Below are 12,578 nucleotides of genomic sequence, written 5' to 3' on the forward strand. Positions count from 1 at the left end.
TTTTTGAAGAGACAGTCCCACTGTGAAGCACGCCGCAGGGCGCGTTTGAGTGGCTTTACTTGCTACAGGGAGCATATTTCATGGTGATGAAGCAATACCGAGTCATGATCGTTGACGATCATCCGTTGATGCGGCGCGGCATCAAACAACTGCTGGGACTGGATGCGCGATTTAGCGTGGTGGCGGAGGCCGGCAACGGCAGCGAGGCGGTTGCGCTGGCGCTGCAGCACGCCCCGGACGTGATCTTGTTGGATCTGAACATGAAGGGCATGTCCGGGCTGGACACGCTGCGGGCCCTGCGCGACGAAGGCGTGGACGCGCGCATCATCGTGCTGACGGTCTCCGACGCGCGCAGCGATCTGTATGCGCTGATAGACGCCGGCGCCGACGGCTACCTGCTGAAAGACAGCGAGCCGGAACTGCTGCTGGAGCACATCGGCGCCGCCGCCGAGGGGCAGAACGTGATCAGCGACGCCATGGCCGACTATTTGCTGGCGCGCAGCGAGCAGCGCGATCCCTTTGCCGCCTTGACCGAACGTGAGCTGGATGTCTTGCAAGAGGTGGCGCGCGGCCTGTCCAACAAACAGGTAGCGGCGCAGCTGCATATCTCTGAAGAAACCGTGAAGGTGCACATCCGCAACATACTGCGCAAATTGGACGTGCGTTCTCGCGTGGCGGCGACGGTGATGTACCTGGAGCATAAAAGCCAATGAACGTCAGCCCCGGCCGCTGCGCCGGGGCAGCTTACTCGATGGCGCTGAGTAGCGCCTGATGGTGCTGGTGCACCCAGCTCTTGTTGAACGGCCCCCAGCTTTCCAGCTGATAAAAACCGTCGTTGTTGCGCACGCCCTGCTGCACGAACTGCAGCTCGACGCCCATGCCGGGCAGCGCCTTCAGCACATCCTGCAACGTGCGGCGCGGCCAACCGGTCAGCGCCATCAACCGCGGCACATTGGGCCGCTCACTGTGGCTGATCAGCCAGCACAAATAAAGCCGACGGGCAAATACCGGGTTAATTCCCATGCCAAGCTCCTGCTGTAAGGTGAGTCCTGTTTATTTCCGGTTCCGTGCGCGCAAAAAGGCGCGCAAGGCCTTCGACAGTCATAAAAAATGTCTTAATCGCGTCTCGTTGTCGGCAAACAAGCGCCAACGCCGTTTTACGCTACCGTTATTTACACTATCTCCTTTTTTTCTCCACGCTTTCCTCGGCTTTCCCGAGTACAGTGCAATAGCGCCGGGATCCCTCCCTGCCGCTGAAATGCATAATTCTGATGCGTTTTAAAGATAGAACAAGTCATAACGAGGTTCGCGCTGCATGGCCAATTTTTTTATTGATCGCCCGATTTTCGCCTGGGTGCTGGCAATAATTCTTTGCCTGACCGGAGCGTTGGCGATTTTTTCTTTACCGGTAGAACAATACCCGAATTTGGCGCCGCCGAACGTGCGCATCAGCGCAACTTATCCAGGCGCTTCGGCGCAAACGCTGGAAAACACCGTCACGCAGATCATTGAACAGAATATGACCGGCCTCGACAACATGATGTATATGTCGTCGCAGAGCACCAATACCGGCCAGGCAACCGTCACGCTGACGTTCGAAGCCGGCACCGACCCCAACGAAGCGATGCAGCAGGTACAAAACCAGCTGCAGGCGGCGATCAAACGTCTGCCGCAGGCGGTGCAGAATCAGGGGGTCACGGTCTCGAAATCCGGCGATACCACGCTGATGATGGTGGCGTTCGTCTCCACCGACAACAGCATGGACAAGCAGGACATCGCCGATTACATCGTCTCCAACCTGCAGGATCCGCTCAGCCGCATCAACGGCGTCGGCAGCATGGACGTCTACGGCTCGCAGTACGCCATGCGCATCTGGCTCGATCCTAACAAACTCAACAGCTATCAGCTCACGACCCAGGACGTGGTCAAAGCCATTCAGTCGCAGAACGCCCAGGTGGCGGTCGGCCAGTTGGGTGGCACGCCGTCGGTCGATAAACAGGCGCTGAACGCCACCATCAACGCCCAGTCGCAGCTCCAGACGCCGGAGCAGTTCCGCCAGATCACCCTGCGGGTCAATCAGGACGGTTCGCTGGTGACGCTGGGCAACGTCGCCACCGTTGAGTTGGGCGGCGAGAACTACAACTACCTCAGCCGCTACAACGGCATGCAGGCCGCCGGCATGAACATCAAGCTGGCTTCCGGCGCCAACGAACTGCAGACCGACCAGTTGGTGAAGGACAAAATCGCCGAGCTGTCGCAATACTTCCCGCACGGGCTGGAAGCCAAAGTGGCCTATGAAACCACCCCGTTCGTCAAAGCCTCGATCAAGGACGTGGTGAAAACGCTGCTGGAGGCCATCCTGCTGGTGTTCCTGGTCATGTACCTGTTCCTGCAGAACTTCCGCGCTACCCTGATCCCCACCATCGCCGTGCCGGTGGTGCTGATGGGCACTTTCGCCATCCTCTCCGCCTGCGGCTTCAGCATCAACACCCTCACCATGTTCGCCATGGTGCTGGCGATCGGCCTGCTGGTGGACGACGCTATCGTGGTAGTGGAGAACGTCGAGCGCGTGATGAGCGAGGAAGGCTTGCCGCCGCGAGAGGCCACGCGCAAATCCATGGGGCAGATCCAGAGCGCGCTGGTCGGCATCGCTCTTGTGCTGTCGGCGGTGTTCGTGCCGATGGCGTTCTTCGGCGGCACCACCGGCGCCATCTATCGCCAGTTCTCCATCACCATCGTCTCCGCCATGGTGCTGTCGGTGCTGGTGGCGATGATCCTGACCCCGGCCCTGTGCGCGACGCTGCTTAAACCGATCGCCAAGGGGCATCATCACGGCAAGCGCGGCTTCTTCGGCTGGTTCAACCGCATGTTCAACCGCAATGCCGATCGCTATGAGCGCGGCGTGGGGCGCATCCTGCACGCCAGCGGCCGCTATATGGTGATTTATCTGCTGCTGCTCGGCGGCATGGCGCTGCTGTTCATCAAGCTGCCGACCTCGTTCCTGCCGCAGGAAGACCGCGGCATCTTCACCGTACAGGTGCAGCTGCCGGCGGGATCGACCCTGCAGCAAACGTCCAAAGTGGTGGAGAAGGTCGAGCAGTACTTCCTCACCGAAGAGAAACAGGACGTGTTGTCGGTGTTCGCCATCATCGGCTCCGGGCCGGGGGGCAACGGCCAAAACGTGGCGCGCCTGTTTGTCCGGCTGAAAGACTGGGACCTGCGCGCCTCGGGCGCCAACAGCTCATTCGACATCATCGATCGCGCGACTCAGGCATTCAGCAAGATTAACGAAGCCCGGGTGATCGCCAGCAGTCCGCCGGCGATCACCGGCCTCGGCAACTCCTCCGGCTTCGATATGGAGTTGGAAGACCACGCAGGCCTCGGCCACGCCAAGCTGATGGCGGCGCGCGATCAATTGCTGCAGCTCGCCGGGCAAAATCCGCTGCTGTCGCGCGTGCGCCACAACGGCCTGGACGACAGCCCGCAGTTGCAAATCGATATCGATCAACGCAAGGCTCAGGCGCTGGGCGTGTCGATCGACGACATCAACAGCACGCTCTCTACCGCCTGGGGCTCGACCTACGTCAATGACTTCGTCGATCGCGGCCGGGTGAAAAAAGTCTACGTGCAGGCTGCGGCGCCGTTCCGCATGCTGCCGGATGACATCAACAAATGGTATGTGCGCAACAGCACGGGCGGCATGGTGCCGTTCTCGGCCTTCGCCAGCTCGCACTGGGAGTATGGTTCGCCACGGCTGGAACGCTATAACGGCAGCTCGGCGCTGGAGATCGTCGGCGAAGCGGCCAACGGCGTCAGCACCGGCACCGCCATGGCGGAAATGGAGAAACTGGTCAGCCAGCTGCCGAACGGCTTCGGTCTGGAATGGACGGCGATGTCCTATCAGGAACGGCTGTCCGGCTCGCAGGCGCCGGCGCTGTACGCCATCTCGCTGCTGGTGGTGTTCCTGTGTCTGGCGGCGTTGTACGAGAGCTGGTCAATTCCGTTCTCGGTGATGTTGGTGGTGCCGCTGGGGGTGATCGGCGCGGTCGCCGCCACCTGGCTGCGCGGCCTGGAGAACGACGTTTATTTCCAGGTCGGCCTGCTGACCATCATTGGGCTGTCGGCGAAAAACGCCATTCTGATCGTCGAGTTCGCCAATGAGCTGAACCAGAAAGGGCAGGATCTGATGTCGGCGACGCTCGACGCGTCGCGCATGCGCCTGCGGCCGATCCTGATGACCTCGCTGGCGTTCATCTTCGGCGTGCTGCCGATGGCCACCAGCAGCGGCGCCGGTTCCGGCAGCCAGCATGCGGTCGGTACCGGGGTGATGGGCGGCATGATCTCCGCCACCCTGCTGGCGATCTTCTTCGTGCCGCTGTTCTTCGTGCTGGTTCGCCGCCGCTTCCCCGGTAAAGCGCATCCTGCCGCCACACCGCCCGCCGAAGAGTGATCGGCGGCGCATAAAAAAAGCAGCGTCGGATGACCGATGCTGCTTTTTCGAACGAATATCTCGTTCCCACGGTGTTTCAGTAATTTTCCAATGACTCAACCTTGCCATCGGCTTCATCGCTGTGTCAGTTGCCCAACATCTCATCAATGAAGTCTTTCCAGTTTCCTAATTCACGATCAACCATAATACTTTACAACCTCAATTATTTGACGAAGCGGATTCTACGCCTGTTTTTTGACCATGTGAAGGGAAACGGGAACGATGCCGGGCCCGGAAACCGGGGTTAGCGCACATTTTCGTATTTATCTGATCAATGTTCAGTACGGCTATTCCCTTGTGATATCAATTTCTCCACGATAGCGTGTAAAAGGTATAACAATACGCCAATGGAGCGCCGATCATGTCCACCTCTTTGTCTGTCTCACAGTTGAAAGCGCAAGGTCATTATCAGGAAGCCACTGCGCTGGCGTTGCGGCAACTGGCGGCAGAGCCGGAAGCGGCGATGCTGCATTTTCAGCTGGCCTGCCTGTACGACGTTCAGGGTTTGGAGCGACAGGCGATTCCCTGCTACCTCGCGGCGTTGGGTCGCGATTTGCCGCCCGCCCAGCGCCGTGAAGCCTGGCTGGGCCTCGGCAGCACTTACCGCGCCCTGGGGAAATACCCGGCTTCGCTGCGCGCTTTCGACGATGGCCTGGCTGAATTCCCGCAGGCCAACGAGCTGAGGCTGTTTCGTGCCATGACGCTGTACAACCTGGATGAAGGTAAACGGGCCGTGGCCGATCTGTTGTTGTTGCTGGCGGAAACCTCGTCAGACCCCGACATCCGCGGCTATCAGCGCGCCATTCGGCACTATGCCGCCGATCTCAATCATATTGATTAGAGGACAACGATGGAAATCATCACCGATATGAACCGCCGCGCCATCGACTGGCGGCGGCTGTGTGAATTGCTGCAGGCCGCCGGGCTGGGCGAACGCGATCCGCATACGCTGCAACGCGTTTATCAACACAGCCAGTTTTGCTATTGGGGGTTTATCGGCGATGAGCTGATCGCCACCGCGCATGCCATCAGCGATTTGACTTCGGTCGCTTACCTGGCCGACGTGGCGATCGATCCGCGCTTTCAGGGGCAGGGATTGGGGCGCCGGTTGATGGACCGGGTAATGCAAGATCTGGCGCCGCTCGGCAAGGTTTTCATCTATTCGGTGCCGGAAAAACTGGCTTTCTATGAAAAGTACGGTTTTCACGATTTGACCACCGGCATGGTGTTCGCAGAGGGGGATGCTCTGCGGCGTTTGCAACTGGGGGGCTACGTGCGTTAATCGCGCATTACAACGTTCGGCTGATAAAAATAGGGCGGCAGATGCCCCGCAGAATTGCTGCCGCTGTCAGGATCTTTCACCACGGCCGACGATTGTCGTAGCCGATATATTCATCGTTAACGCGATCCAATCCGTCCGCAAGACAAGACGCTATTTCCGACGTGATCTTATCGGAAATTTCGATCCGGCATTCTTTCATGCCGTTCCCCCGTATAAATCCTCCCCACTTGCACAACGCACGCAGCTTAAAACATCGCATTTTTTTGATTAAAATTTATCTTTGCCATTAATTTGGCGCGCGTCATGAGATTGTCCCAGCACACTCTTTGAACTGCGTTAAAAATAAGCGACACCCCTCGCTAAAAAGCAAGAAATATCTTAATTATTAATTCATTAACATTCCCTCCCTCACAAAAACGATCGATATTAACGATCGAATATTTTATTTTGATAGCCACTTTCTATGTTAATTCCTTTTAATAACCGGAGTATTAATAGAGGGTTTCTATTCTATCCCTCTTTCTTCACTGGGCAGCTCGATTAAAAAACCAAATTTACTCTTTATAAATCATGCTAGTATATGAGGCTTTCCTGATTGTCCACCGCAGGATAGCGTTCTTTCCCTGCGGCGCCCAATAAGTTCAATGTGAAATTATTTAGATTGTTTCTTTTTTTATGTTTTAAGATATCAATCCTCACCGGGAAATAGAAATTAAGGGATTATAATAAAATGAAAATTGATATTTTCAGCGCGTGTGCCTATACCGCTATCGGCATCCGGCAGCTCATCAATCAAACCTGGGCGGAGAAACGCGCGCCGGCCGGTTTTAGCCGCAAAAGGGTCTGCTTTATCGATGTCACCATCGCCAATTTTGAAGCGCGCTACCGCGATGAATATGCCAACCCCAATACCTACAAAATAGTCATTATCACCGACTGCCTGCATGACATGGTGATTGTCGACAGCAAGACCATTATATTATCAAACCTTATATCATTGAGCCGCTTCAGCCACCTGATCGGCGACTTATATAAGCGCTACAGCCACTATACCGAGCCGCCGCAACTCTCTCAGCGCGAATCGCATTTTCTCTCGGAATGGTCGACGGGAAAATCGCTGGCCGACATCAGCAATGCCATGAATATCAGAAATAAAACCGCCAATCATTACAAGTCGCGAATAATGAAAAAACTCGGCGCCAGCCGGATAAAACCGCTCTTGCATATTACCCGCGTACGGTGTTTGACCGATCGTTTAAACATAAGGATCAATAAAGAGTAGCTCTCTCTCCGCCAGCTCTGCATTGGCGGCAGAACGCTTTCGCCGGCGCCTTTTCACCAGCACGGTCGGCGAAGGCAGCCGTTCAACCACGTTGCCGACCTCTTATCCCTGGCGCGCAATCGCACCTCGCACGCATCGTTGTCTGGATCTCGTCGCCGCTTTACTGGCATTATCTCTGCTATCGCCGGGCGGCTAGCGGGCCAAAGATCGCCCACGCCGCTCAGTATCGACTCGACGAGACAGGTAGCTTTACGCCATGGCAAACAAACCGCAACAGACAACGCTGACGATGTACGGCATCAAAAACTGCGACACCATCAAAAAAGCCCGCCGCTGGCTGGAAGATCAGGGCGTGGCCTATCATTTTCACGACTATCGCGCCGACGGCCTGGACGAACAACGGCTGCGCGGTTTCGTCGCGCAACTGGGGTGGGAGCCGCTGCTCAATACCCGCGGCACCACCTGGCGCAAGCTGGATGAAGCGCAGCGCAACGCCTGCGATAACGCCGACGCCGCCATCGCGCTGATGCTGGCGCAGCCGGCGATCATCAAACGCCCGTTGCTGGACGCCGGCAACGGGCGCGCCCTGCTCGGTTTCAACGCCGACGCTTACCAGCAATTTGTCGCCGAGGTCGCCGTATGACTTGCCCGGTTATCGAACTGGCTCAGCAACTGATCAAACGCCCTTCCCTCAGCCCAAATGATGAAGGCTGCCAGCAGCTGATGATCGATCGCCTGCAGGCGATCGGTTTCACCGTCGAAGCAATGGACTTCGAAGACACCCAAAACTTCTGGGCCTGGCGCGGCGAAGGGCAAACCCTGGCGTTTGCCGGGCACACCGACGTGGTGCCGACCGGCGATGAAAAGCGCTGGGACAACCCGCCGTTTGAACCGGCGATCCGCGACGGCATGCTGTACGGCCGCGGCGCGGCGGATATGAAAGGGTCATTGGCCGCGATGGTGGTGGCGGCGGAACGCTTTGTCGCCGCCAACCCGAATCACCGGGGCCGCCTTGCTTTTCTGATCACTTCGGATGAAGAGGCCAGCGCCACTCACGGCACGGTTAAAGTGGTTGAAGCGCTGATGGCGCGCAACGAACGGCTGGATTACTGCCTGGTCGGCGAGCCGTCCAGCACCGAGCGCGTCGGCGACGTGGTGAAAAATGGCCGTCGCGGCTCGATCACCGCCAACCTGCATATCCACGGCGTACAAGGGCACGTCGCCTATCCGCATCTGGCGGACAATCCGGTGCACCGCGCCATGCCGGCGCTGAATGAACTGGTGGCGATCGAATGGGATCGCGGCAACGAGTTCTTCCCGCCGACCAGCATGCAGATCGCCAACGTGCAGGCCGGCACCGGCAGCAATAACGTGATCCCAGGCGATTTCTACGTGCAGTTCAACTTCCGTTTCAGCACCGAACTGACCGACGCGATGATCAAGCAGCGTGTGGAAGAGCTGCTGGAACGCCATCAGCTGAATTACAGCATCGAGTGGCGTCTGTCCGGCCAGCCGTTCCTCACCTCGCGCGGCGCGTTGGTGGATGCGGTGGTCAACGCCGTCGAGCACTATTCTGAATTGACGCCGCAGCTGTTGACCACCGGCGGCACCTCCGACGGCCGCTTCATCGCGCAGATGGGTGCGCAGGTGGTGGAGCTGGGGCCGGTCAACGCCACCATCCACAAGGTCAACGAATGCGTCAACGCCGCGGATCTGCAGCTGCTGAGCCGCATGTATCAACGCATCATGGAGCAATTGATCGCATGATCAACGCAGAAATGCTCACCGGCCGCTCGACCGAGCACCTGGCGCCGCTGAGCGGCAACCATCGGCTGCAGCCGGATGCCGTCAACGCGTTCCTGGCGATGCAGCAGGCGGCGCGTGCGGCGGGATTCGATCTCCAGCCCGCCAGCACCTTCCGCGATTTTGACCGGCAGTTGGCCATCTGGAATGGCAAATTCTGCGGCCAGCGGCCAGTATTAGATAAGGACAGTCAACCGATCGACGTCGCGCCGCTGTCCGCCGCCGAGCGCTGTGAGGCGATCCTGCGCTGGTCGGCTCTGCCGGGCGCCAGCCGCCACCACTGGGGCAGCGATCTGGACGTGTACGATCCGTCGCTGTTGCCGGAAGGGCAAAAGCTGCAGCTGGAACCGTGGGAATATGAGGAAGGCGGCTACTTTGCGCCCCTTAACCAGTGGCTGACGGCGCATATGGCCGAATTCGGTTTCTACCGCCCCTTCACCGAAGACTGCGGCGGCGTGGCGGTGGAGCCGTGGCATCTGAGCTACCGGCCGCTGGCGCAAGAAGCCGAACACTTGCTGACGCCGGCGCTGTTGCTGGCGGCCTGGCAAGACAAGGAGGTCGCCGGTGCCGAATGGCTCGAACGCCATCTGCCATCGATTTTTTCGCGTTTTATACGCAGTAAAGGAAAGGAGTAGCTATGCAATGGTTAGCTGATTACTGGTGGATTATCCTGCTGGTTCTGGTGGGGATGGTCGTCAGCGGCATCAAGGAACTGCGCCGCGTTGACGTCAAAAGCTATCTGGCCAACAAGCCGGAGATACCGCCGCACCGCGACAACAACGCCCAGTGGGATGACGAAGACGACTGGCCGAAGAAGAAGTGATATCAGGGCGCTCATCGGCGCCCTGAATTTTTAGCGGAAGGCGATCAGCTCGCCGCGCTTGCCGGACAAGGCTTCGTCCCAGTAGCGCTGCGGCACATAGTAATGCAACCTTTCCAGCGCGGCGTTCATCATGCCCTGGTTGATCGCATGCCCAACGTCCTGTTCCACGTCCAGCGTGAAATCGGCGCCGTTAGTCCGCAACGCCTCCGCCGCCGCGTGAGCGTGCTGCACCGCGATCACCGCGTCCTCTTCGCCGTGGATCAAATGCACCACGCTGTCGCCGAACGCCTGCTCAGGCAACTGGGCGAAACGCCCGCTGAACGCGACCACTCGCCCGGCGAGGCGGGTTTCCGCCTTCAACGCCTCCAGCGCCATGATCGCTCCCTGCGAGAACCCCACCAGGGCAGTGCCGGCATAGCCAACGCCGCTCAGCTGCTGCCAATGGCGCACCACGGCCACAAACTGCGGCATTACGTCTGCGATACGGGCCACGCGGTTCTCTTCGGTCACGTCCTGCACCGAAAACCACTGGCGGCCTGCGCCGTTGCCAAACGCTGCGGGGCCACCGATGCTTACCACCTGCGCCTGGGGAAACTCTTTGGCGAAGTAACTGCCGATCTCCCCCATCGCCACCGGGTTGTCGCCGACACCGTGAAACAGCAAGATCAGCTGCGCCGCCGGGGTCGCCGGGCTTTGGACAACGAAATGCTCATGTTTCATCGATGACTCCTTAATAGTAACCAAACCTGACGCAGCGACTGTCGTCGCCGCACCGCTGACAGCCACTATACGCCGCTGAGAAATCGGGAAAATCGGGTTTTATTGAGCAACTTCTTCAATTTATTGCAATGACTGCGCCCAGTCGCGCCAGTAGCGGCAGTGCTGCGCATTCAGCTGTTCCAGCGCCTGCGCCGTTTCATGCCGCCAATGGCGCAGCAAGGCTTTCTGGCCGCTGACGCCCGCCCGCTCTGCGCACTCCGCGGGAGAGTGCCGCCGCTGCAGATGGCCGCGCAGTGCGGGCAGCGGCAGACTGCTGGCCAACAGTAACCGCTGCAACGCCCCCAGGCTGGCCTCCAGCGGCCGATGGGCAAAAGCGAACCCGGCCAGCTCGCGCCAGTCCTCTTCGCCGAGCGACGTATCGCCGTCGTCGCCCGGGATCGCCAGCGTAAGCTCGATACGCTGCCGCAGCCAGGGCCAGTCGCGCGCCAGATGCTTGTGTGCCGCGTGCCGCAGCGCCTCTCCTTGCTCGCTCAGGGGCAAGATCGCCATCGCGGTATAGCAGCCGCTGCTGGCCTCCGGCTTGCTGCCGATGCGCACCAGCTCGAAACCGCAGGATTGCCAAAAGCGCCACAGCGGCTCGGTATAGCCGAAGCTGACCGACAGAAAGTCCAGCCCCTGCGCCTGGCGGCGTTGCCGCTCGATCAACTGGCGCGCGATACCCCGCCGCCGCAATGCCGGCAGCGTCGCAATGCGGGTAATGCGCCGTGAACGCAGCGTCGGCGCCCACCATTGGCCGCCATGCGCCGCCAACGACTGCGCCACCAGATTGCCGCGCGGCCGACGGCGGCCGGCCCACACGTCGTGCGCCAACTCGGCGCTCAATCCGCCCTCTTCCACCAGCCACACGGCGCCGACCACCTCCAAACCGGCCTGCGCCAGCCCAAAATGCATGCCGGGCGCATCCATCAACCTGCGCAAATCCAGCGGTGAGGTGCGGTAATGCGCGCTGCTCAGCAGGGCGTAGAAACGCGCCAGCCGCTGCGGATCGGCGCACAGCTCGCCTTGTTCCGCCTGGCTGTAATCGATCGCCTGGCCATCCGCCGGCCAGGCGGGCAGCTCATTGAACAACAGCGCATTGTCCGTTATCCGTTCCAGCGCATCCCCCTGCGCCCAACGCATCGGCTGCTGCAGGCTCAGCGCCTGATAGGCCGGCAGCCCGGCGCAAAACTTCAGCAGAAAACCGCGGCCGGTGCCTTCATAGCCCTGCACCGTGGTGGTCAGCAACACGCGTGGGAAATAGCCGATCAACTGCTGCAACAGCGGCGCGGGGATCGCCGCCGCCTCATCCACCAGCAGCCACCCCACGGCGCTGACGTCGCCTTCCCGACACTGCGCCAACAAGGCATCGGGCGCCCAAAACTGCGCGCGCCCCTGCGCCCATTCTCCGGCCACCGCCGTGGCGGCGCGGCTCGGCCCGGTGATCCAGCAGATCAGCGGCGACTGCGCCACCAGCATGCCCGCCAGCGTCGATTTGCCGCGGCCGCGAGCGGCGGTCAGCACCCACACGCCGGACTCGGCCTGCAGCAGCGCCGTCAAGATCGCCTGTTGTTCCTCGGTCGGCCGGCCATCCGGTGGCAGCCACCCTTCACGCGCCGGCAGCGCGGCCAGCGTCAGGGGCTCATCCTGCCGCCAGATCGTCACTTCGCTGTCGTCGGTCAGATGCTGCTGCAGATGGCGGATGAAATGCGGGGTGGTGATCGGCTGCGGGCAATCGCTCCAGCGCAGGCTGTCGCCGTCCGGCAACTGAGCCCATTGCCGCCAGGGCGGCGTCAACAGCAGCAGCCAGCTGCCGGCGCGCAGGGCGCCACTCAACGCCGCCAGCGCCTCTACGTCCAGCGAATGACCGGCATCGAACACTGCGTGCAGCCGCTCCTGCCCCAGCAATTGACGCACCGCGCCGCTCGCCAACGCCGCCTGGCCGGGCGGCGGATTCTCCCCGACCCAAGGCCAGTCGCCGGGCAACGTCGCCGCCAGCCGCTGCGCCTGTTCGCGGCACCACTCGGGTTCGCCGCTGAGCACCAGCAGGCGCCGGATGCCCTGCCGCCGCATGAGTTGTTGCGCTGCCTGTAGCATAAGGCTGTATCTCAATTCGAAAAAAATGCCGGAGTCAGGCTCCGGC

The 12,578-nt window shown here is 60.2% G+C and carries 13 protein-coding genes; 9 read left to right on the plus strand and 4 right to left on the minus strand.

All coding sequences use genetic code 11. The features are described 5' to 3' along the window. The first annotated feature begins 80 nt into the window (after nucleotides 1-80). Nucleotides 81-713, plus strand: coding sequence for a response regulator (locus SERRSCBI_RS17515; RefSeq protein ID WP_033643992.1), 633 nt, complete (start codon nucleotides 81-83; stop codon nucleotides 711-713). 31 nt (nucleotides 714-744) lie between these two features. Here SERRSCBI_RS17515 and SERRSCBI_RS17520 read toward each other — a convergent pair whose 3' ends face one another. Next, on the minus strand, nucleotides 745-1,023 hold the full coding sequence (locus SERRSCBI_RS17520; RefSeq protein WP_004941750.1) for a helix-turn-helix domain-containing protein: 279 nt from the start codon (nucleotides 1,021-1,023) through the stop codon (nucleotides 745-747). Between the two features lie 292 nt (nucleotides 1,024-1,315). Here SERRSCBI_RS17520 and acrD point away from each other — a divergent pair, with 292 nt between their 5' ends. After that, nucleotides 1,316-4,450 (plus strand): multidrug efflux RND transporter permease AcrD, encoded by a 3,135-nt coding sequence (gene acrD / locus SERRSCBI_RS17525; protein ID WP_042785168.1) that lies wholly within the window; start codon nucleotides 1,316-1,318, stop codon nucleotides 4,448-4,450. Between the two features lie 124 nt (nucleotides 4,451-4,574). Here the strand turns inward: acrD and ypfM are convergent, their stop codons facing one another. Then, nucleotides 4,575-4,634 (minus strand): protein YpfM, encoded by a 60-nt coding sequence (ypfM, locus tag SERRSCBI_RS25285; RefSeq protein ID WP_100396732.1) that lies wholly within the window; start codon nucleotides 4,632-4,634, stop codon nucleotides 4,575-4,577. A 216-nt stretch (nucleotides 4,635-4,850) separates the two neighbouring features. Between ypfM and SERRSCBI_RS17530 the strand changes: the two genes are divergently transcribed. The 7 genes from SERRSCBI_RS17530 (at nucleotide 4,851) to SERRSCBI_RS17560 (ending at nucleotide 9,679) form a co-directional block, all read left to right on the plus strand. After that, nucleotides 4,851-5,330: a tetratricopeptide repeat protein gene (locus SERRSCBI_RS17530; RefSeq protein WP_033651520.1), complete on the plus strand. Its 480-nt coding sequence runs from the start codon at nucleotides 4,851-4,853 to the stop codon at nucleotides 5,328-5,330. 9 nt (nucleotides 5,331-5,339) lie between these two features. Continuing rightward, on the plus strand, nucleotides 5,340-5,771 hold the full coding sequence (locus SERRSCBI_RS17535; protein ID WP_042785169.1) for a GNAT family N-acetyltransferase: 432 nt from the start codon (nucleotides 5,340-5,342) through the stop codon (nucleotides 5,769-5,771). Between the two features lie 730 nt (nucleotides 5,772-6,501). After that, nucleotides 6,502-7,053 carry a LuxR C-terminal-related transcriptional regulator gene (locus SERRSCBI_RS17540; protein ID WP_033651523.1) on the plus strand — a complete coding sequence of 184 codons (552 nt, stop codon included), beginning with the start codon at nucleotides 6,502-6,504 and terminating at the stop codon, nucleotides 7,051-7,053. A 256-nt stretch (nucleotides 7,054-7,309) separates the two neighbouring features. Beyond that, entirely contained in the window at nucleotides 7,310-7,696 is a 387-nt protein-coding gene (locus SERRSCBI_RS17545) for an ArsC family reductase (protein WP_042785170.1), read from the plus strand. Beyond that, on the plus strand, nucleotides 7,693-8,820 hold the full coding sequence (gene dapE, locus SERRSCBI_RS17550; protein WP_033651525.1) for a succinyl-diaminopimelate desuccinylase: 1,128 nt from the start codon (nucleotides 7,693-7,695) through the stop codon (nucleotides 8,818-8,820). Before SERRSCBI_RS17545 ends, dapE begins: the two co-directional genes overlap by 4 nt. After that, the gene (locus SERRSCBI_RS17555) at nucleotides 8,817-9,491 is read left to right on the plus strand and encodes a M15 family metallopeptidase (protein ID WP_042785171.1); all 675 of its coding nucleotides are present in this window, start codon (nucleotides 8,817-8,819) and stop codon (nucleotides 9,489-9,491) included. Before dapE ends, SERRSCBI_RS17555 begins: the two co-directional genes overlap by 4 nt. Nucleotides 9,492-9,493: 2 nt before the next feature. Then, on the plus strand, nucleotides 9,494-9,679 hold the full coding sequence (locus tag SERRSCBI_RS17560; RefSeq protein ID WP_004941720.1) for a YpfN family protein: 186 nt from the start codon (nucleotides 9,494-9,496) through the stop codon (nucleotides 9,677-9,679). Nucleotides 9,680-9,709: 30 nt separating this feature from the next. On the opposite strand, the gene ypfH is transcribed toward SERRSCBI_RS17560, so the two are convergent. Further along, nucleotides 9,710-10,399 (minus strand): esterase, encoded by a 690-nt coding sequence (gene ypfH / locus SERRSCBI_RS17565; protein WP_042785172.1) that lies wholly within the window; start codon nucleotides 10,397-10,399, stop codon nucleotides 9,710-9,712. Nucleotides 10,400-10,519: 120 nt separating this feature from the next. Beyond that, on the minus strand, nucleotides 10,520-12,532 hold the full coding sequence (locus SERRSCBI_RS17570) for a tRNA(Met) cytidine acetyltransferase TmcA (protein WP_042785173.1): 2,013 nt from the start codon (nucleotides 12,530-12,532) through the stop codon (nucleotides 10,520-10,522). Between the last annotated feature and the right edge of the window lie 46 nt (nucleotides 12,533-12,578).

The sequence above is a fragment of the Serratia sp. SCBI genome, assembly GCF_000747565.1.
GTDB classification, from domain to species: domain Bacteria; phylum Pseudomonadota; class Gammaproteobacteria; order Enterobacterales; family Enterobacteriaceae; genus Serratia; species Serratia ureilytica.